Genomic DNA, 20,335 nt, shown 5'->3' with positions numbered 1-20,335 from the left:
CCACCGGACGACCGGTGGCAACCATCAGGCGGGTGTCGGCATCGACCGCCGTAGCGCAGTGTTCAGTACTGCTCGGTCTCCACGAAGCCCGCGTCCGCGTTGTCGTCCGCGCCGAAGGCGGCGGCGGTCGGGTCGAATCCGGGCGGGCTGTCCTTGAGGCCCAGCCCCAGACCGGCGAGCTTCGCCTTGACCTCGTCGATGGACTTCGCACCGAAGTTGCGAATGTCGAGGAGGTCGGCCTCGGAGCGCGCCAGGAGCTCACCCACCGAGTGGACGCCCTCACGCTTGAGGCAGTTGTACGACCGAACGGTGAGCTCGAGCTCCTCGATCGGCAGGGCGAGATCAGCGGCGAGGGCGGCGTCCGTGGGGGACGGGCCCATGTCGATGCCCTCGGCGTCGATGTTCAGCTCGCGAGCGAGACCGAACAGCTCGACCAGGGTCTTACCGGCCGACGCCATGGCGTCACGGGGACGCATGGCCTGCTTGGTCTCGACGTCGACGATCAGCTTGTCGAAGTCGGTGCGCTGCTCGACACGCGTGGCCTCGACCTTGTACGTGACCTTCAGAACCGGCGAGTAGATGGAGTCGACCGGGATACGACCGATCTCCTGGCCCACCTGCTTGTTCTGGACGGCGGAGACGTAGCCGCGACCGCGCTCGACGGTCAGCTCCATCTCCAGCTTGCCCTTGCTGTTGAGCGTGGCGAGGACGAGGTCGGGGTTGTGCACCTCGACACCGGCCGGGGGCGCGATGTCGGCGGCGGTGACCAGACCCGGGCCCTGCTTGCGCAGGTACATCACGACGGGCTCGTCCTGCTCGCTGCTCACGACCAGCTGCTTGATGTTGAGGATCAGGTCGGTGACGTCCTCCTTGACACCCGGCACGGTGGTGAACTCGTGCAGGACACCGTCGACGCGGATGGACGTGACCGCCGCACCCGGGATCGAGGAGAGGAGCGTACGACGCAGGGAGTTGCCGAGGGTGTAGCCGAAGCCCGGCTCCAGCGGCTCGATCACGAACCGGGAACGGAACTCGTCGACGACCTCTTCGGTCAGGGACGGACGCTGAGCAATAAGCACGAGGTGTTGCCTCCAGTGATTTGGCGCCCTCTATCTGACGCCGTAGACACCACGAAGGGTACGGGCGATGCGGGGCCGTGGCGGCCGACCGGGCCAGTGACTCGGCGCGCGCCATCCGCGATGACCCGTCGCACGCCGCTCGCGGGCGCCTTCGTCGACGCGGCGATGATCTTCTCGAACGGGCTGCTCGGGCGGAGGATGCCCGGCACTGGCAGACCCACCGGCCGCCCATCTCCGCGTAGGAGCAGCAGCCTCCAGGCCGGTCGGATGTACGCAACGGGTTTGACGGGGCCGCCGCCTACGACGAGCTCGGTGCCATGGTCGGGCCTATGCCGCGCAGTTGCTCGATCGTCCCGCCGAGCTTGGTGCGGAACTGCTCCAGCATCTCCGGCTCTTTCGCGCTGACGATCCAACGTGAGCCGACCAGGTACTTGCCTCCGTAGACGGCGGCGGCGTCCAGCCATGCCTGTTTGTACTCGTCCTCCGGAAACGTGGTGATGAGGTAGTCGATCTCCTTCGTGTGGCAGAGACCCTGGCGCAGTTCGTCCGCCTCGATACGGATCGTGGGCTTGCAGCCGGTCAGATTGGCGATCACCTCGACCTTCGCCGGCGCCACGACCCCGGCTGCGGCGGCGGCCGTCACGGAGGTCGTCGTCGGCTTGCTCTTCGCCGCGCTGTCCTCGCCTCCACTGCACGCCGTGGCCAGGGGAAGGAGGGCCAGGCCGGCGGTCAGCGCGGATGCGCGCGCCAGACGGGCGGTGAGCTGGGTACGGTCGGTGCGTACTCGCGGCTGTTGTTGCGGCACGTGCCTCTCCTGATCCGTGCTGGCCCTGCCCGCGAGAGCGGCCAGGTATACGACCAGGGGTACGGGTGAACGGCTGTGGCTGTTCACCGGGTATGCCACCGATGATCAGTGGGGCGGCCGGGCCCCCACCCCAGGGTGTCGAGGGTGTGCGGCAGGCGCAGTAAGGCCGCATGTCGACGTGGACGTGCGAGGTCTCCCACGCCGCCATCGCCCCGACCCCCTTGGAGATGTCCGGCGACAACTTCGTAGACTCCGATCCGTACGCGCAGGGCAAGGCGACGCGGACGTCCCGGTTCACCGACGCCGCGGGCCACACCGTGCTTGCCCTGAACATCCGGGGGAACGGCTTGCACTGGAGCTGACGTTGGACGAGGACAACCGGGTCGTCCGGGAAACCCTGGTCGCCCCCGACCACTTGATCCGCCGTTGCTTCACCTACCTGGAAGACGCAGGCGACTGACGATGACTGTGCGGCGCCGTACCGGCTCCGTGGTGCTGGGCCTGTTGGTGGCCCTGGCCACGGTGCTGGGTTTGGCGTGCCTGTGTACGCACGGGCCCGCCGTGCAGCCGGTCGCCGCCATGTCGTCCACCGCGTACCACGGGCCGGACGGCGACGACCACGAGCACGTCTGCGCTGCCCCCGGCCAGGACGAGTGTGGCGCCCAGTGGGTGATGGACACCCCAACGACCGGCCCCGGACCGCACCCGCAACCTCAGAGCCTGCCCGTCCAGGTGGACGTCAGGCCGGCCGCCGTCCCGGCGCAGACCACGGCGTACGGGGTCGCCCCGCGCCCGCCGAACCTGCACGTCCTTCAAGTCCTGCGGACCTAGAACCGGATGCCCGTCCCTCTCCATCCACCGGCATCCGTCAATTTCCGCTGCACGAAAAGGACTTCACCATGGGTTCCGCCAACTCCAAGACCAAGGCCGCGTCCCGCCGCGCCCGAATAGAAGAGCAGCGCCGCGCCGAAAGAGCCCGCGAGCGCCGCAACCGGATCATCACGATCGCAGTGTCCGCGGCCATCCTCGTCGGCGTCGCGGGCGGGGGCTGGTACCTGGTCGACGCCGCCAACGAGAAGGAGCAGGCCAAGGCCGCGCCCGTCTCCGGCGAGAAGACCTGGTCGAAGCTGACCCAGAACCACGTCGACAAGGACGTGACCTACCCCATGACACCGCCCGCCGGCGGCGACCACGACCCCGTCTGGCAGAACTGCAACGGCGACGTCTACACCAGCGAACTGCGCGACGAGAACGCCGTCCACTCCATGGAGCACGGCGCCGTCTGGGTCACCTACAACGACAAGGCCGCCGACGCCGACGTCAAGACGCTCGCCGCCAAGGTGGCCAAGACGCCGTACACCCTGATGAGCCCGTACAAGACGCAGTCCTCGCCGATCTCGCTGACGGCCTGGGGCCACCAGCTGAACGTGACGAAGGAGTCCGACCCGAGGGTGGCCGAGTTCCTCGAGAAGTACGTGCAGGGCGCGCAGACCCCGGAACCGGGTGCCGCCTGCACCGGCGGGAAGTCCTCGTGAGTGACGACGAAACGCAGGAGTACGAGGGGGAGCACGAGGAGGACACCGGTGACCGGCACGTCAGGAGGCTGTCGCGGCTGTTGATCGGCGGGTCGCTCGCCGCCGTGCTCGCGGCGGTCACGGTGTTCGCGGCGCTGATGTGGCCGTCGAGCAGCGCCGCGGCCGTACCACGCAAGGACTCGGTGGACGCGGGCTTCGCACGGGACATGGCGGTGCATCACCAGCAGGCGGTGGAGCTGTCGTTCATCGTGCGCGACCGCACCGATGACGAGGACGTACGGCGACTCGCGTACGACGTCATCAACACCCAGGCCAACCAGCGCGGGATGCTCCTGGGCTGGCTGGACGTGTGGGGTCTGCCGAAGTCCTCGCAGCAGCCGTACATGTCCTGGATGGACCATGACATGAGCGGCATGGACGGCATGAAGGGCATGGACTACAAGCCGCACGACGGCTCCCTGATGCCCGGCATGGCCACCAACCGGCAGATGGACCAGCTGCGTCAGGCCAAGGGCAAGGCCGCGGAGATTCTCTACCTTCAGCTGCTCACCGCGCACCACAAGGGCGGCATCGCGATGTCCGAGAGCGCGGCCGGGATGGCGAAGACCGAGGAGGTACGTCGCTTGGCCCAGGGCATGGTCGAGGGCCAGCAGGCCGAGATACAGCTCATGGCCGACATGCTCAAGGCGCGTGGCGCGAAGGCGTGACGTGTCCAGTCTTATGCGTGAACAGCGGCCGTCGGACGGGAGTGTCCGGCGGCCGCTGTGCGCGAGCCGGCCCCACACGTGACGATCTTGCTTCAGGTTCGGACAGCGGTTCCCCAGGAACGTGCAGCGTGTTCGGGACGAGTACCGAAGGGGAGAAACCGAACCGCTCGATGGCGAGGCTGTCATGCCATTGACAACGTTTCCATCCGCTGCCTAGCGTGACGCACCGACCCGGCCACCCGATTCACCAAGCACATGACCAGAACGGGTGTGCCCGATGGATCGTCCGACGGGGAGGACACCGTATGAGATCACCACTGATTGCGGCCGACGGAGTCGAAAGTCGGGTACTGCGTTGTCTGGCACTGGGGTTGACCGCTCTGCTGCTCGGCGTCGCGGCGCTGCTGGGCCTGCCTCAGTCCGCCCAGGCCGCGCCAGGGGCCGTGGGGGTGTACCCGGTCCCGTCGATCTACTCGGCGTCGACCGACTACAGGCTGACCGTCAACGGAACGTCCGTGCCCGTCACCAAGTACCCGGGGTACGACATCGCGCAGCTCTCCCTGGGGACGGGCACCGCCACCATCGCGGTGACCAAGGTGAACAACACGGACATCGGCTCGTACAGCATCAGCCCGCAGAAGCTGGGCATCGCCGGGTCCGTCAGCGGCTCGACCCTGACCTTCACCGTCCAGAACGACGAGTACCTGATCGTGAAGCTCGACGGCCGCCCCAACCTGGTCATCGCCGCCGACCCGGCAGAGACCAACCGTCCGGCGGCCAGTGGGACCGGGATCTTCAATGTGCAGAGCGCGCCCTACTCGGCGCAGCCGAACACCGGCGCCTACACCACGACGGCCTTCCAGAACGCCCTGAACGACGCCGCCGCGTACGGATCCGCGAACGGCACCCAGGGCATCGTGTACGTGCCGGCCGGCGTCTACACGCTGGGCAATCTCTATCTGCGGAGCAACCTCGCGTTCTACCTCGCACCCGGTGCGGTCCTCCGCTACACGGGAGACCGCGATCACTACGTGGTGAACGGGCACAAGAACTCACAGCAGCGGGACCTCACTTGGTTCATCTCCACCCGGTACTCCTCGACCAACATCAAGATCTACGGCCGGGGAATCATCGACGGCAACGGCCAGGCCGCACTCGCGCCCGACAACCTCGGCGTGAACCTCCTCGCCCCGATCTACACGAGCGGCTTCACGGTCGACGGCATCACCTTCCGTGAGGCCAGCAGTTGGGCGGTCATTCCCCTGCGGTCCTCGAACATGACCTTCCGCAACATCAAGCTGTTCAACAGGTTCGACATGGGCGAGAACGACGGCATCGACGTCATGGAGTCCACCGACGTCACCGTCGACCACGCGATCGGCATCGGGACCGACGACCCGTTCAGCACCAAGACCTGGGCCGCCGGCACCGACATCTACAACACCGTCCCCGGCACCGCACGCCCGCTGGAGAACGTCACCTTCAACGACCTGGTCTCCTGGACCTACTGCTACGGCGTCAAGGTGGGCCAGGGCGTCTTCCAGCCGCAGAACAAGGTCACCTTCCAGCACGTCGTGGTGTACGACGCCGCCGTGGGCATCGGCGTCCACCACAAGTACGGAACGGCGGGCGCGACGAACATCAAGTTCGACGACATCGACATCGAACGGCTCAGTTTCAAGAACGACGACAACCGGACCTGGCTGGCCCTGATGACCGGGAACACAGCGGGCATCGGCCCGGTCACCGGGGTCACGATCTCCAACGTGAAGGTACGCAACGCCGGTATCACCGCCGCGCGCGTCAACGGCCTGCCCGGCGCTCCCATCACGGGGGTCGCGCTGAAGAACATCGTGATGCCCGGGAGCACGACCCCGGCGACCACGCTGAGCCAGGTGAATCTCACCAACCTCTCGGATTACGGCTCCCTCACCATCACGCCCTGAACTCAAACCGGCAGGGGTGTCGCTCCCCAGGGTTCGGCCCAGTCGTAGACGAGGGTCTCCGCACCGGCCCGCCAGCGACGAGGAGCAGTGGTGGACAGCCAGTCGAGCGGTTCGACGCCACCGGGTGTCCCGCCGTCCAGCGCGAGCCTGATGGCCGCGGCGAGGTCGGCGTCCGTGCGGTCCGTGCGGGCGGCGGGATCCACCGAGACGAACAGGGCGGTACCGGAGCGCGAAACCAGGTCCAGGAACTGCCGGTTGAGGCTCCAGTCCGTTCGTGGTGTGCAGGGCACGCAGTCCGCGTCCACGGTGAAGAACCTGTTGTGCTGGGCCAGTCGGAAGGCGAGCGTGTTCACGCCCATCCGCCGGGTCCGCTCCCAACCCCGTCCCGAGGTGTCGTCGCCGCACCGCTGCACCCGCACCAGGCCCGCCGACAGATGGCCGACCGTGTTGCAGCCGATCACCACCGTGTCCCCGGCGGCCTCGGCGATCGTGCGGTACAGGCGGACCAGGATCTCGGCGCTCGTGCGCGACCGGTCGGCCAACGCCCAGCCCGGCGAGGCGAGTTCGGCGGGGGAGTCGGCGGCGAACCTGCCGAACACGTCGTACGTCGAGAAGTCGTGCTTGATCAGTTCGTACCCCCATTGCCGGAACCGGGCCACGTCCTCGGCGACCGTCTCCAGCGCAAGGTCCAGCGACGGGTCGAGGGGGAAACCGGCGTCCCTCCGTATGCCGGGCCGGACCGCGGGGGTCTCGGTCCGGGAGAGCAGCGGGCGGAACCACAGGCCCGGCCGGGCGCCGGTCTCCGTGATCCGGGCGGCCATGTCTCCCATGTCGTCGAACACGCCCGGCAGCCCGGCGTCCCAGGGACCGCCGGGCGCGGTTCCGCCGCCCTCGGTCCAGCCGTCGTCGATCACGCAGTACGGGCTGACGGGGTGCCCATCGGCGTACTCCACGACCGTCCGCGCGTCCCGCAGCACCGCCTCGGGGCCGAAGCCGCTCCCGTAGGCGTAGTACCAGTTGTTGCTGCCCACGACGGGGCCTTTCACGGGGAGTGGGCCCGGGCTCATCGCAGTGCAGAGCGCTTCGTGGGCGGCGAACGGGGCCGGGGCTGCGGCGGTCACCACCGTGGCCACATCCAGCACGCGCTCACCCGACAGCACCGGCAGGCCGCCACTGCGGACATCCGCCCAGAGGGCGATACCGCCCTCGTCGACCGTCCAGGAGCACAGGGCGCCGGCTCCGGTCCGCACCCCCCACCCGGTCGTCGTTCCCCCGTCGGCGCCGGTGATCAGGACGTACCAGGGCAGCGCGCGATCCGGCTGCAGAGTGCGCCACTGAAGATCGCCGTAGCCGCGCTCCCAGGCGTCTCCCAGGATCCGTGCGCCTTCGGGTGCGCTGTGCCTCCAGCGCAGCACGATCCTCGACAGACCCTCGGCGCCCGCGCGGGCGCATACCCGCAGACCGTCGGACGTCCGCTCGGCGGTGACCTGGGCGCCGCGCACCGTCCAGACGCCTTCGGTGGCCGAGAGCGCCGTACGCGACCGGGTGTCGTCGGTCATGACATGGACGGTGTCGGGCAGGCGCAACACGGCAGGATCCTCGGGGTAGTTGGGGGAGGCGGTGCCTCGGCCGTCGGCGCGGATCAGGTGGGCAGCGTCCGTGGGTGCACGGGAAACAGGTGCCGTACGCCGCTCCCGCACAGGTCGAGAGCGAGTTCACAGAACATGGCGTTGGCCCAGCCGAACCAGTCCCGGGTGAACCGGCCGGGGTCCTCGACATGGAAGCTCTCGTGCATCAGGCCGGTGCCCGCGGTCGTGGCCGCCAGTCTCTCCAGGGCCCGTGCCGTCGCGTTCTTGCCGCCGGTCAGGCCTGCGGTGGCGATCGCCAGCGGCCAGACGTGACCGTCCGGGGTATGCGTACTGCCGATACCGGACGCGTAACTGCCCCTGAAGAACGAGGGGTTCGCCTCGGAGAGCACGAGACGCCGAGTGGCCTGATAGAGCGGGTCCTGCGGTGTGCACCAGCCGCTCAGGGGGAGGCTCAGCAGGCTGGGGAGGTTGGCGTCGTCGCCGAGCAGCACCGCACCGAGGCCGTTCACCTCGTAGGCCAGTACGGATGCGCCACCGGCCTCCACCACCGCGTGCGCCAGGATTCCGGCGTCGATCTCGTCGGCCAACGTCCGTGCATGACGGGCGAGTTCGGTGTCGCGGAGCGCTGTCGTGGCCAGTTCGGCCAGCCCGTGCAGGGTCGTGGACGCCAGCGCGTTGGCCGGGACGAGGTAGCCGTGCCGGCAGGGATCGTCGCTCGGCCGGAAGCCCGACCACGTCATGCCGGTCCGCCGGACACTGGCTCCGCGGCCGTCGTGCGGAAGGCTGTCACCGGCGAAGGGGCCGGACGGCCGGATGAACCAGTAGGGCGAGTGCGTGTGGGACTGCTCCGCCTGCCACAGCCGCACGATCGTCCAGGCGGCGCGGTGAAAGGCACCGTCCAGGTGGTCCTCGCGGCCGGTCGCCCGCCGGATCGCGTACGCCAACTGCAACGGCGCGCAGAGGGAGTCGAGTTCGTACTTGCGCTCCCACACCCACTCCCGGGGAGTGGGCCGGTCACCGGGCTCGCCGTGCGCGCCGGTGGGCCCGTCGTTGAAGGCGTTGGCATACGGGTCCTGCAGGACGCAGCGAATCTGGCGGCGCGATACGGCGACCAGGACGTCGGCGACCTCCGGATCCGAGGCCACGGCGAGGTAGGGGCGGACCTGGGCCGTGCTGTCGCGCAGCCACATCGCCGGGATGTCTCCCGTCCCGACGAAGACCTCCGAGACCTCCGGGGCCGCCGATGATGGTGTGCCCCAACTCATTGATGTGGTCCATGTGTTGGTCAGGCAGCTCTCGACGATGTCCGCTGCCGGGCTGCCCCGCAGCTCGGTGGCCAGCCGTCGTCCGAGCGTCCTCAGGGAATCCGGAACTGCCCATGCTGTTGCGGATGTTGATCCGGGAAACGTTACCATCGCGCCTCTTGACTCCCTCTGTGACGTGCGCCACCGTGTGATCAACAGGGAATGGAAACGTTACCTTGAAGGAGCTGGAGACCACCAGACGGTCGGGTCCGCCCGGTCTGAGTCTTCGCCAACTCCTCGGAGGAGAAGGTGAGCCCGTGTGACAGCCACTCCGCACCAGCAGCGACACCGACCCCCGCATCCACCGCTGTACCCGAAACCGCGCAGGCGCGCGAAGCTCGGCTCGGACACCCGGGCCGCGTACGCGTTCATGGCGCCGGCGCTCATCGGCTTCACGGTCTTCGTCGTCTACCCGCTGATCCGGTCGGCCTACTTCGCGCTGACGCGGTACAACGGCCTGACCGCCCCGACCTTCGTCGGCCTCGACAACTTCCGCAGGATGTTCACCACCGACCCGTCGTTCTGGCCCTCGGTGCGAGCCACCCTGCTCCTTGTCGTCCTGTATGTGCCGGCGTCGCTGGTCATCGGCCTTGCGCTGGCGGTGTTCTGCAACCGGCGCATCCGGGGCGTCCGTGTCCTGCGCACCCTGGTCTACCTGCCGGTGGTGCTGCCGGTGGTCGCCACGATCACGCTGTGGAAGTTCGTCTTCAACCCCCAAGTCGGCCTGGCCAACCAGGTGCTGACGTGGCTTCACCTCCCGACCAGCGAGTGGCTGTCGGGTTCGAACTCGGCGATGCCGTCGATCGTGATCGTCATGCTGTGGAGCGTCGGCTCCACGATGATCATCTTTCTCGCCGCGCTCCAGGCGGTGCCCACCGAGCTCTACGAGGCGGCCCGCATCGACGGCGCCGGCCCCGGGACCATGTTCTTCCGGATCACCCTGCCGCTGATCAGCCCGATCATGGTGCTCCAGGTCGTGCTCCAACTGGTGACCGCACTGCAGACGTTCAACCAGCCGAAGATCCTCTCACCGGACGGCCAGGGCGGACCCGGATTCAGCACCAGGGTCCTGATGCTGTCGATCTACAACAACGGCTTCCCCACGCTCGGCCGGGTCGCCGACTTCGGCTACGCCTCCGCCCAGGTGTGGGTGCTCTTCCTGGTCATCGTCGTCGTGATAGCCGCCACCGCCCGCTTCTCCTCCGTCTGGACCTACAGTGACCATGTCTCCTGACGTCACGACGGCCTCGGAGCCGGCGACGTCCCCTCGACCGCCCGCCGCCACGCGTGCGCCCCGGCCGCCCCGGAAGGCGCTGCGGACCGCGTCCTGGTACGCCGTCGCACTGCTGATCTCCTCGGTGATGGTCCTGCCCATCCTGTGGATGCTCACCATCGCCCTGAAGGGCCACTCGGCGGTCTTCCAGGTTCCGCCCCGGCTGCTGCCCGACGAGTTCCACTTCGAGAACTTCATCGAAGGACCGAAGGCGATCCACTTCCCCCGCCTGCTGCTGAACTCCCTTGTCATCACCGGTCTGTCGGTGATCGGCGGCGTCATGACCTCGATGATGACCGGATACGCCCTGGCCCGGCTCCGCTTCCCGGGCCGCAGGCTCTGGTTCTACGTCTTCGTCGGCTCCATGATGCTGCCCCCGGTGGTCGGCATCATCCCGCTGTTCCAGCTCTTCAAGGACATCGGCTGGTACGACACCTGGCTGCCGCTGATCGTGCCGGCCTTTCTGGGCGGCAATCCGCTGTTCATCTTCCTCGCCCGCCAGTACTTCCTGTCGGTGCCCCACTCCATCGACGAGGCCGCCAAGGTGGACGGCGCCGGACACATCCGGATCTTCTTCAGCGTCATGCTCCCGATCACCCGGCCGGCCTGGATCACCATGGCCATCCTCGCCTTCCAGTTCTCGTGGAACGACTACCTCAACCCGCTCATCTACCTGTACTCGTCCGAGAAGTGGCCGCTGAGCGTCGGCATGGCCTCCTTCGTCTCCCAGTTCGCCGGCCAGACCCCGGACTGGAACCTCTTCATGGCCGCGAACCTGCTCTACATGCTCCCCCCACTGGCCGTGTTCTTCGTGGCCCAGCGCTACTTCATCCAAGGTCTGAGCGCACTGGGCACCGTCAACCAGCGCTGACCCGAACCGGGGTCGGCCGACCCAAAACACGTACCAGGAGGCCACGTTGAAACGAACACTGCACACCGCCGGAGCGCTGTTGGCGGCAGGCGGACTGCTGGCCACGTCGGCCTGCGGCGGCTCCTCGGGCAATGAGTCCGGCGGGAAGACCACGGTCACCGTGATGACCTGGGAGTCGAACGCGACCAACCAGCTCATCGACAAGGCCCTGGCCGGCTTCAACGACCCCGACATCACGGTCAAGCGCATCGACACCCCCAACGGCAACTACGGGGACAAGCTCGCCTCCCTTACCCAGGCCAAGAAGCTGCCCGACCTGTTCTGGTGCGGCAACGACACCGAACTGCAGTACACCGGCCAGGGTTTGCTCACCGACTGGTCCGACAGGCTGTCCGGATCCGGCTCCGGTGACTTCACCACCAGCAGCTTCGTCCCCACCGCCATGAAGAACTGGAAGACCGCCGACGGAAAGATCGGCGGAGTCCCCTCCCTGATGAACACCTACGGCATCTGGTACGACATCGACGCGTTCAAGGCCGCCGGAATACCCGTGCCGACCGCCGGCTGGACCTGGGACGAGATGTACGCGGCCGCCGACAAGCTGCACAAGAAGGGCGCCAAGTACGGCCTGGTCGCCGACGCCATGACCGCTTTGGACGGACCCTTCAGCGCCAGTCTCTATTCCCTGTCCGCCGGCGGCGCGCCCTTCGCCGACAGCGTCCACCAGCCCACCGAGGTGACCGCCGACGCGACCTACACCGAAGGCGTCGGCAAACTCGTCGCGGGCATCAAGAGCGGCGCCGTGGCCCCGCCCGGCTACGACATCTCCAGCCAGCAGTCGCTGTTCGCCGCCGGAGAGATCCCGATGCTGTGGAGCGGCCAGTGGCTGGCCGCCGGCTTCCTCACCGACAAGCCGAAGATCGAGTACGGCTTCGCGCCGCTGCCCCAGGTCGACAAGGCGGCCACCCTGTACGACGCGGTGGGCATCTGCACCCCCTCGTACACCAAGAACGCGGACGCCACCTTCAAGGTCCTCTCGTACCTCGACTCCACCGTGTGGACCAAGGTGCTCCCGGACTCTCCCGTCGCGGTGCCGGCCTACACCGCCGCCCAGGACGCGTACTTCGACGCCCTGGACAAGGCGGGGCTGACGACCGTGGCGTCCACCGTCAAGGCGGACCTTGACGCCCCGCTGACCCAGGGCGTGCGCTTCACCACGCAGTGGGCCAGTCAGTCCAACGACCTGATCACGGCGTACTGGCCGGACATCCTCCAGGGCAAGAAGCCGCTGTCCGATCTGCAGACCATGATTGACAAGATCAACGACGTGATCAAGAGCAACGGTTAGGACTGGCCCCAACGCCCGAACCGCGTGGACGCACGGCCCCGGTCGCCCCTGGAATCCACCCTGCCGACCGGGGTATGCGTCCGGATCCGGAAACGTATCCTGAGGGCGATCACCCGGCCGCCCCGGCGATGAAAGTTGGTCTCCGCCCCACGTGAGCAGTCGTCCCCCGCAGCGCCAGAGCACCAGGCCGACGATGCGCGATGTCGCAGAGCGGGCCGGTGTCGCCCTCGTCACCGTGTCGCGCGTCGTCAACGGCATCGGCACGGTCCGCGAGGAGACGGCCGACCGGGTCAACGCAGCCATCAACGCCATCGGGTACCAGCGCAACGAGATCGCGCGCTCGCTCCGCCCCGGGCAGAACTCCATGACCGTCGGGCTGCTGCTCGGTGACCTGACCAACCCCTTCTACGCGTCCCTGGCGAAGGCGGCCGTCGACGTGGCGAACCGGGCCGGGTACGCCGTGCTCCTCAGCACCGCCGACGAGGACCCGGAAGTCGAGCGCCGTGCGGTGGGCGAGCTCATCGGGCGGCGGGTCGCGGGGCTCATCATCGTGCCCGACCAGGGCGACCACGCGTTTCTCAACGAGATCAACGCCCACGACCACGTGCCCATCGTCTTCGTCGACCGGCCCGCCACCGGCGCCGAGGCCGATGTCGTCGTGGTCGACAACGAGGGCGGGGGAGCGGCGGCGACCCAGCACCTCATCGACCACGGCCACCGCCGGATCGCGATCCTGGTCGCACCCTCGTACTACACCACCGGCCGCAGACTGCGCGGCTACCGCAAGGCCCTGCGGCGCAGCGGCATCCCCGCCGACGACGACCTGGTCGTCACCCTGCGGCGCGGCACCACCGACGACGCCTCCGCCGCCACCCACGCCCTGCTGACGTCGGCGCGACCACCGACGGCGATCTTCTCGACCACGGGCTTCCTCACCGAGGGCGTCCTGCGGGCGAGCCAGCAACTGGGCGCGCCCGTCGCGGTGGTGGGATTCGACGACTTCAAGCTCGCCGACATGCTCCCGACCCCGGTCACGGTGGTGACCTCCGACACCGAGGAACTCGGCCGCCACGCAGCGCACTTGCTCATCGACCGCATCAACGGCGAGGGCGCCCCGTCCCGCAGGACGGTGCTGCCGGTGCGGCTCATCGCCCGGGGCACAGGGGAACTCGGCCCGCAGTCTCAGTCTCAGTAGAGCGTCGGCCAGAGGTCGCGAGGCCAGGCGAGCACGGCGTAGAGCTGTGCGAAGGCCGCCTGCTGGATCGCCTCCGTGCCGCCGGACGAGTTGAAGTGCACCAGGCCGGTCGAGGGATCGCGCATGGTGGACCACACCTGGTCGGCGTAGTCGGCCATCGCGCGGCGGTATCTGCCGTCTCCGGACACCGACTCCAGGAGCAGCAGGTTCTTGAAGAAGATCGAGTTGAAGAACACCGGCTGGCTGAACAGCCGTCCCTGCGTGACGTAGTAGGCGTACGCGGCCTCGGCTATGCGCTCGGCCCGGCGCAGATAGACGCGTTCGCGGGTCGCCCGGTGGAGCAGGACGTTGACGCCGACCGGCACGCCCTGGTTGTACGACCAGACTGTCTTCTCAATGGTGCCCTGGAGGTCGAGATGGTCCCAGTACAGTCCGCCCGGGCTCTGCAGATGGGTGTTCGTCCAGTCGTAGAACCGTCTTGCCCAGTCCAGGTAGCCGCGCTCGCCGGTGATCAGGTGGAGGCGCAGGGCGAGTTGGGCGCCCGGCATGTTGGAGACGGTGTTGCGGTCGTGGCTCCAGGTCGCCTGGGTCCAGAAGACGCCGCCGGGTGCGGCGTGGGTGGTGTCGGTGTCCCAGCCGGACCGGACGAGCTCGAAGATCTCCTTCGCGCGGGCCAGCGCGGCCGGGTCCCCGGTCTGCAGATGGCGCTGGACCTTCGCCAGGCCGACCCACTCGTTGTCGTCGTAGAACATGTCGCCGCCCGTGCCGTACGGGGCGCGGGGATAGGAGTCGTATCCGGGCAGCCCGGTCGTGCCTCCGCCGGCGTTCCAGTAGTGCTCTTGGGCCTTCGCGCGGACGGTCAGCTCCGACTCGTACGCCTTGTCCACCGCCGCGAGGTCCAGAGCGGCGATGTGCACCTGGGAGAAGGGCCATTCGTAGGAGTACGGCTTGTCGCCGGAGGCCGCCGGATACTGCTCGCGGACCAGTCCGGATCCGTCCGTCGTGCCGAAGTGTCTTTCCAGGGCGGCGTAGGCGGCTCTGGCGCGGGACAGTGCGCGGGAACGGTGTTCTGATTCCTCGGAGTTGCCGCTGTCCGCGGCGGCCGCGTTTCCGGTGGAGGCGGTGGTCATCGTGGCCGCGGCCATGGCCGTCAGACCGGAGCCGACCAGTGCCCGGCGGGAGGGGTACCTGCGCATGGGAACGTCTCCATTCGGATACGGGTGCGGGGTGATGGAAACGTTGTCATGGTGCTATGGAGTCGTCAACGGTCCGAACAACGGCAGTAGTTGGCGGGTGTGACGGATTTGGCCCAGACCATTGACGTGTGAACCGGGGTGGTGGCACCTTCGCGATGGATACGTTTCCAGAGGTCCGCGCAGCTTGTCCCGTCCGCCCCCCACAGGCACGCAGGAGACAGCGACATGACCATCTCTGCAAGACCGTCAGGACGGTCGAGATCCCTGGGGCCGCTGAGCACCGCGCTCGTGCTGCTCCTGCTTCTCGTGCTCGCGCCGCCGCTGCTCGTCCTCAGTACCGCGCCCCGTGCCCAGGCGCTCGAGAACGGCCTGGCCAGGACGCCTCCGATGGGCTGGAACGACTGGAACGCCTTCGGTTGCAACGTCAGTGAGGAACTGGTCAAGCAGACCGCGGACTACCTCGTCTCGTCCGGACTCAAGGACGCCGGCTACACCTACGTCAACATCGACGACTGCTGGATGTCCTCGACCCGCAACTCCGCGGGCCAACTGGTGCCCGACCTGGTCAAGTTCCCCAGCGGCATCAGCGGCACCGCCGCCTACGTGCACAGCAAGGGCCTCAAGCTCGGTATCTACGAGAGCGCCGGGAGCGCCACCTGCGCCGGCTACCCCGGCAGCCTCGGCCATGAGCAGACCGACGCCAACAGCTTTGCCTCCTGGGGCGTCGACTACCTCAAGTACGACAACTGCAACCACCAGAACGTGCCCGACCAGCAGCGCTACACCGCCATGCGCGACGCCTTGGCGAACACCGGCCGTCCCATCGTCTACAGCCTCTGCAACTGGGGCCTCGCCGACGTGTGGACCTGGGGTGCGGGGGTCGGCAACAGCTGGCGCACCACCGACGACATCAACGTCAACTTCTCGACGGTGGTGTCGATCTACAAGGCCAACGTCAAGCTCGCCCCGTACGCCAAGCCCGGCGCCTGGAACGACCCCGACATGCTGGAGGTCGGCAACGGCATGTCGTTCACCGAGGACCGCGCCCACTTCAGCCTCTGGGCCGAGATGGCCGCGCCGCTGATCGCCGGGAACGACATGCGCAAGGCCTCCGCCGCGACCCTCTCCCTCTACGGCAACAAGGACGTCATCGCCGTGGACCAGGACTCCCTGGGCAAGCAGGGCACCGAGATCTCCTCCTCGGGAGGCCTCCACGTGCTGACCAAGCAACTGGCCAACGGCGACCGGTCGGTGGTCCTCTTCAACGAGAACTCCTCCGCCGCCACCATCAACACCTCCGCCACGGCGGCCGGTCTCCCCGCGGCGTCCTCCTACCGGCTCAACAACCTCTGGTCCAAGGTCCTCAGCAGCACCAGCGGAAACATCTCCGCAAGCGTCCCCGGCCACGGCTCGGTGATGTACCGGGTGTCCGTCGGCAGCGGCACCAGCGTCGGTACCACCCGCCCGCTGGTCGGCGCCTCCTCCAACCGCTGCCTGGACGCGTACGACAACCGGACGGCCCCCGGCACCAAGATCGAGATCTGGGACTGCGGAGGCGGCGCCAACCAGGCCGTGACCATCACCGCCGCCGGTGAACTCCGGCTCTACGGCGGTACGCAGTGCCTGGACGCCCGCGACAACGGGACCCTCGCCGGCACCAAGGTGCAGCTCTGGACCTGCACCGGGGGCGCCAACCAGAAGTGGAGCCTCAACCCCAACGGCACCATCACCGGCACCCAGTCGGGACTCTGCCTCGACGTCACCGGCGGCGACCAGGCCGCCGGCAACGTCAACGGCACCGAACTCGAACTCTGGACCTGCAACGGCGGCGCCAACCAGCAGTGGCGCCTGGGCTGACCTCCCGCATCCCCCACACCCCTGGAGCCGGCATGAACTCAGCAGCAAGACGCATCCGGAGAATCGGGACCGGCCTGATCGCCGCCCTGGCCCTGCTGATCCCGCTCACCACCGGCGTCGCGACCGCTGCCCCCAAGGCGACGATCTGCAACAAGTACTGCGACGCCCGCGACCCGGCCCTGTCCCCGGGGGACCGGCAGCCGGTCACCGCCACCATCTACTCCCGCACCCTCACCCTGCACTTCGACGACACCGACGCCATGGGCTGGGCCTCGATCAGCAACGGCAGCCCCACCGACGAGGTCTGGCTCGACCGCTCCTTCGACGGCGGCCGCACCTGGAGCTCGGGCAGCAAGCTCGGCGACACCACCATCCCCTCGGGGCAGAGTGGTTGGCGCACCCTGATGTACAACGTCGACGACTGGGGCAACCTCGGCGTCGGCGCCCTGCGCGCCTGCGGCAAGGCCGGTGACCGTCCCGAGATCGCCTGCACGACGTGGGCCCGGACGACCTGGAACGCGTACAGCCGCCCCACGGCCGCGGCCACCGCGCTGATGCAGTCGTACAACAACTCCACCGGCCTGTTCGACACCACCGGCTGGTGGAACTCGGCCAACGCCCTGACCGCCCTCATCGACAACATCCGCGTCACCGGAATGCCCAGCTACAAGTATGCAATCGCCATTACCTACGACCGCCAACTGGGCGCGCAGGGCGGCCAGTTCCGTAACGACTACATCGACGACACGGGCTGGTGGGGGCTGGCCTGGGTCGCCGCGTACGACCTCACCGGCGACAGCAGATACCTCAACACCGCCCGCGCCGACGCCGATTACATGGCGCGGTACTGGGACTCCACATGCGGCGGTGGCGTGTGGTGGAGCACCGCCAAGACCTACAAGAACGCCATCGCCAACTCTCTCTACCTGGAGCTGAACGCCGCCCTGCACAACCGCATCGCAGGCGACACGGTCTACCTCGGGCGGGCCAACGCCGAGTGGGCGTGGTTCAAGGGCACCGGCATGATCAACAGTTCCCATCTGGTCAACGACGGCATCAACCTGTCGACCTGCGGCAACAACGGTGACACCACCTGGTCGTACAACCAGGGCGTGCTGCTCGGCGGCCTGGCGGAGCTGCACCGGGCGACCGGGGACTCCGCCCTGCTCACCGCCGGCCGCCAGATCGGAGACGCCTCGACCTCGTCCGCGTTCCTCAACCCGGGCGGAATCCTGCGGGAGCCGTGCGAGACGAGCGGCTGCGGCGGCGACGGCCCGTCATTCAAGGGCGCGTACGTCCGGGGGTTGAGTGCCTTCAACGCCCGGCTGTCCGACCGCCCCTACACGTCGTACATCCGGCGGCAGGCCGACGCCGCGTACGCGAACGACCGCAACGCCCTCGACGCGTACGGGCTGCACTGGGCCGGACCACTGGACTCAACCGACGCCGCCCGCCAGCACAGCGCCCTCGACCTGATGAACGCGGCGAATTGACGAACCATCAGAACGAGGCGGGATGAGTTCAGTCCGGCGGTACGACGGTGATGACGACGTTGCCGATCTTCCGCCCGGTCTCGACATACCGGTAGGCGTCGACGATCTGGTCCAACGGGTAGCGTCGATCCATGACCGGCCTGAACTCACCCGCCTCCATCAGGTCCCCGAAGTACCGCACCATCTCCTGATCCTGTTTCGGAAAGGGAAACTTCACCTTCCTGCCGCGGAACAGGGGCGTGACGAGCGGCAGCAGCAGGTTCTGGCACCAGGGGCCCAGCTCCGAGGACAGATACACTCCGCCGGGCTTCAACAGCCGCCTGCAACGGCCGAACGTGCTCTTGCCGACCGCGTCGAACACCGCGTCGTAGCGCTGCTCGTCGCTGGTGAAGTCCTGGGCCGTGTAGTCGACGACCCGGTCCGCGCCCAGGCCCTTCACCAGATCCAGGTTCGCCGTGTCGCACACCGCCGTCACGACCGCACCCTGATGCTTCAGGAGCTGCACCGCCGCCGAGCCGATGCCGCCGGTCGCCCCGTGGACGAGGACGTCCTGCCCGGCCCGGACACTCGCCGTCCTGAGGAACGCCAGCGCGTAGTGCGAGCCCTCGGTACCGGGAGCGGCCTCCTCGAAGGTCACGCCGGCCGGCATCGTTGCAATGGCACCGCTGTGCGGGACCGACAGATACTCGGCATGGGTTCCGAACGCGCCCTCGTTGTACCCGAACACCCGGTCGCCCACCGCAAAGGTGGTGACGCCGCTGCCGACCGCTTCCACCACTCCCGCGTACTCGGTCCCGAGCACGGGCCGCCGCGGCCGGGCAAGGCCGGTGAGCAGACGCATGAAGAAGGGCCTGGCGGCCCGGTAGGCGCAGTCCGTCCGGTTGACCGTGGTCGCGTGCACCTGGACGAGAACGTCGAGGTCCCCGTACGAGGGCTTGTCCACCGTGGCGATCCGGACCACGTCCGGTGGGCCGTACCGGCTGTGCGCCGCTGCGTTCATGGGGCGGACCCTAGCCGCAATGCTCGGTGCTCCACATCGTCGTACGAGCTGGGCTTTCTGAGAATCACCAGGCGGTCGGGACCGGTGACCGGCCGTCATCTTCAGCTGTCGTACCGCTCAGGCTTCTGTGTGCGCGCCATGAGCATGCTGGCCGCTTCCTTGACGGTGGCCCGTCCTTCGATGACGGATGCGACGAGTTCGGTGATGGGCATCTCGATGCCGTGGCCGCGGGCCAGGTGGAGGATCGCCTGGCAGGACTTGACTCCCTCGGCGGTCTGGCTGGTGGCAGCGGTTGCCTCGGCGACCGTCAGACCCTGGCCCAGGTGCTCGCCGAAGGTTCTGTTGCGGGACAGCGGCGAAGAGCAGGTGGCCATGAGGTCGCCCGCGCCTGCGAGTCCGGAGAACGTCAGCGGGTCGGCGCCGAGGGCGGTTCCGAGGCGGGCGGTCTCGGCGAGGCCGCGGGTGATGAGCAGCGCTTTCGCATTGTCGCCGAGGCCCATGCCGGTGGCGAGCCCCACTGCCAGGGCGATCACGTTCTTCACGGCGCCGCCGAGCTCGCAGCCGACGACGTCGGTGGCGGTGTAGGGCCGGAAGTAGGGGGTGTGGCAGGCAGCCTGGATGTTCTTGGCGGCGGTCTCGTCGGGGCAGGCGATGACGGAAGCGGCGGGCCGGCGGGCGGCGACCTCCCGGGCGAGGTTCGGGCCGGAGATGACCGCGACGCGCTCGTCGGGAATGCCGGTGACCTGGGTGATCACCTGGCTCATGCGTAGTCCGGAGTGGGTCTCGACGCCTTTCATGAGGCTGATCAGTACGGCGTGCGGTTCGATGAGCGGGGCCCAGGTCGCGAGGTTTTCGCGGAGGGTCTGGGCGGGGATCGACAGGATTACCAAGTCGGCGTCGGCGAGGGCCTCCGCGGGGTCGGTGGTGGCGCGCAGCGCGTCCGGGAGAACGACGTCCGGCAGGTAGGCAGGGTTCTCATGGCGTGTGTTGATCGCGTCGGCGACCTCGAAGCGCCGGGCGTGCACGAGGACTTCGTTGCCGGCGTCGGCGAACAGGGCCGCCGTGGTCGTGCCCCACGAGCCCGCCGAGAGCACCGCGACCCGGGTCATCTGCTGGTTCTCCTTCTGCACTGGTCCT

At 68.2% G+C, this 20,335-nt stretch carries 18 protein-coding genes; 11 read left to right on the top strand and 7 right to left on the bottom strand.

What is annotated here, in order from left to right:
* Positions 1-62: 62 nt before the first annotated feature.
* A complete protein-coding gene (locus tag OG266_RS05695) occupies positions 63-1,079 on the bottom strand; it encodes a DNA-directed RNA polymerase subunit alpha (RefSeq protein ID WP_266472730.1) in 1,017 nt (338 codons plus the stop codon).
* Between the two features lie 298 nt (positions 1,080-1,377).
* The gene (locus OG266_RS05690) at positions 1,378-1,884 is read right to left on the bottom strand and encodes a hypothetical protein (RefSeq protein ID WP_266472728.1); all 507 of its coding nucleotides are present in this window, start codon (positions 1,882-1,884) and stop codon (positions 1,378-1,380) included.
* 170 nt (positions 1,885-2,054) lie between these two features.
* Here OG266_RS05690 and OG266_RS05685 point away from each other — a divergent pair, with 170 nt between their 5' ends.
* The 5 genes from OG266_RS05685 (at position 2,055) to OG266_RS05665 (ending at position 6,072) form a co-directional block, all read left to right on the top strand.
* Positions 2,055-2,246 carry a hypothetical protein gene (locus tag OG266_RS05685; protein ID WP_371543462.1) on the top strand — a complete coding sequence of 64 codons (192 nt, stop codon included), beginning with the start codon at positions 2,055-2,057 and terminating at the stop codon, positions 2,244-2,246.
* A 100-nt stretch (positions 2,247-2,346) separates the two neighbouring features.
* Entirely contained in the window at positions 2,347-2,715 is a 369-nt protein-coding gene (locus tag OG266_RS05680; protein WP_329544189.1) for a hypothetical protein, read from the top strand.
* A 68-nt stretch (positions 2,716-2,783) separates the two neighbouring features.
* Positions 2,784-3,419 (top strand): DUF3105 domain-containing protein, encoded by a 636-nt coding sequence (locus tag OG266_RS05675; RefSeq protein ID WP_371543458.1) that lies wholly within the window; start codon positions 2,784-2,786, stop codon positions 3,417-3,419.
* Positions 3,416-4,126 carry a DUF305 domain-containing protein gene (locus OG266_RS05670; protein WP_371543456.1) on the top strand — a complete coding sequence of 237 codons (711 nt, stop codon included), beginning with the start codon at positions 3,416-3,418 and terminating at the stop codon, positions 4,124-4,126. Before OG266_RS05675 ends, OG266_RS05670 begins: the two co-directional genes overlap by 4 nt.
* A 305-nt stretch (positions 4,127-4,431) precedes the next feature.
* Positions 4,432-6,072: a glycosyl hydrolase family 28 protein gene (locus OG266_RS05665; protein WP_371543453.1), complete on the top strand. Its 1,641-nt coding sequence runs from the start codon at positions 4,432-4,434 to the stop codon at positions 6,070-6,072.
* A gap of 2 nt (positions 6,073-6,074) precedes the next feature.
* Here the strand turns inward: OG266_RS05665 and OG266_RS05660 are convergent, their stop codons facing one another.
* Positions 6,075-7,631: a hypothetical protein gene (locus OG266_RS05660; RefSeq protein ID WP_371543450.1), complete on the bottom strand. Its 1,557-nt coding sequence runs from the start codon at positions 7,629-7,631 to the stop codon at positions 6,075-6,077.
* Between the two features lie 83 nt (positions 7,632-7,714).
* Positions 7,715-9,076, bottom strand: coding sequence for a glycoside hydrolase family 125 protein (locus tag OG266_RS05655; protein WP_371543447.1), 1,362 nt, complete (start codon positions 9,074-9,076; stop codon positions 7,715-7,717).
* A gap of 148 nt (positions 9,077-9,224) precedes the next feature.
* Between OG266_RS05655 and OG266_RS05650 the strand changes: the two genes are divergently transcribed.
* From OG266_RS05650 to OG266_RS05635, 4 genes are all read left to right on the top strand, one after another.
* On the top strand, positions 9,225-10,199 hold the full coding sequence (locus OG266_RS05650) for a carbohydrate ABC transporter permease (RefSeq protein WP_371543445.1): 975 nt from the start codon (positions 9,225-9,227) through the stop codon (positions 10,197-10,199).
* Positions 10,189-11,109 carry a carbohydrate ABC transporter permease gene (locus tag OG266_RS05645; protein ID WP_371543442.1) on the top strand — a complete coding sequence of 307 codons (921 nt, stop codon included), beginning with the start codon at positions 10,189-10,191 and terminating at the stop codon, positions 11,107-11,109. The genes OG266_RS05650 and OG266_RS05645 overlap by 11 nt, the downstream gene beginning before the upstream one ends.
* 46 nt (positions 11,110-11,155) lie before the next feature.
* Complete coding sequence (locus OG266_RS05640; RefSeq protein ID WP_371543439.1) at positions 11,156-12,457, top strand: ABC transporter substrate-binding protein; 1,302 nt, start codon at positions 11,156-11,158, stop codon at positions 12,455-12,457.
* A gap of 193 nt (positions 12,458-12,650) precedes the next feature.
* Positions 12,651-13,652 (top strand): LacI family DNA-binding transcriptional regulator, encoded by a 1,002-nt coding sequence (locus OG266_RS05635; protein WP_266472708.1) that lies wholly within the window; start codon positions 12,651-12,653, stop codon positions 13,650-13,652.
* Here the strand turns inward: OG266_RS05635 and OG266_RS05630 are convergent.
* Positions 13,646-14,848: a glycoside hydrolase family 76 protein gene (locus tag OG266_RS05630; protein WP_371543437.1), complete on the bottom strand. Its 1,203-nt coding sequence runs from the start codon at positions 14,846-14,848 to the stop codon at positions 13,646-13,648. The genes OG266_RS05635 and OG266_RS05630 overlap by 7 nt on opposite strands.
* Positions 14,849-15,073: 225 nt before the next feature.
* On the opposite strand from OG266_RS05630, the gene OG266_RS05625 reads away from it, so the two are divergent.
* On the top strand, positions 15,074-16,705 hold the full coding sequence (locus OG266_RS05625; RefSeq protein ID WP_371543434.1) for a ricin-type beta-trefoil lectin domain protein: 1,632 nt from the start codon (positions 15,074-15,076) through the stop codon (positions 16,703-16,705).
* Positions 16,706-16,737: 32 nt separating this feature from the next.
* Entirely contained in the window at positions 16,738-18,198 is a 1,461-nt protein-coding gene (locus OG266_RS05620; RefSeq protein ID WP_371543431.1) for a glycoside hydrolase family 76 protein, read from the top strand.
* 28 nt (positions 18,199-18,226) lie between these two features.
* Here the strand turns inward: OG266_RS05620 and OG266_RS05615 are convergent, their stop codons facing one another.
* Positions 18,227-19,198 (bottom strand): NAD(P)-dependent alcohol dehydrogenase, encoded by a 972-nt coding sequence (locus OG266_RS05615; RefSeq protein WP_371543428.1) that lies wholly within the window; start codon positions 19,196-19,198, stop codon positions 18,227-18,229.
* A 101-nt stretch (positions 19,199-19,299) separates the two neighbouring features.
* The gene (locus tag OG266_RS05610) at positions 19,300-20,307 is read right to left on the bottom strand and encodes an NAD(P)H-dependent glycerol-3-phosphate dehydrogenase (RefSeq protein WP_371543425.1); all 1,008 of its coding nucleotides are present in this window, start codon (positions 20,305-20,307) and stop codon (positions 19,300-19,302) included.
* Positions 20,308-20,335: the final 28 nt, after the last annotated feature.

The sequence above is a fragment of the Streptomyces sp. NBC_00554 genome, assembly GCF_041431135.1.
Taxonomy (GTDB): Bacteria; Actinomycetota; Actinomycetes; order Streptomycetales; family Streptomycetaceae; genus Streptomyces.
The sequence above is the reverse complement of the archived record's forward strand: the minus strand, read 5'-3'. Positions and strand labels throughout refer to the sequence as shown.